General features: G+C 66.7%; 1 protein-coding gene. It reads left to right on the plus strand.

Annotated elements, in window-relative coordinates; translation table 11 throughout:
• A partial coding sequence (locus tag ACLJNW_RS25520) for a RidA family protein (protein WP_410961410.1) occupies positions 1–267 on the plus strand: 267 nt, incomplete at both ends.

The following is a 267-nucleotide window of genomic DNA, read 5'->3' on the forward strand; positions in this document are numbered from 1 at the left end:
GCGGCCAGGTCGGCACCGACTTCGACGGCAACCTGGTCGGCCTCGGCGACCCGCGCGCCCAGGCCGAGCTGGCGATGAAGAACGTCAAGCAACTGCTTGAGGAAGCCGGCAGCGACCTCTCGCACATCGTCAAGACCACCACCTACCTGATCGATCCGCGCTACCGCGAGCCGGTCTATCGCGAAGTCGGCAAGTGGCTCAAAGGGGTGTTCCCGATCTCCACCGGACTGGTGGTCTCGGCCCTCGGCCAGCCGCAGTGGCTGATGG

Origin of the sequence: Salmonella sp. SAL4457 (assembly GCF_046548235.1) — a bacterium.
Lineage (GTDB): Bacteria > Pseudomonadota > Gammaproteobacteria > Enterobacterales > Enterobacteriaceae > Salmonella > Salmonella enterica.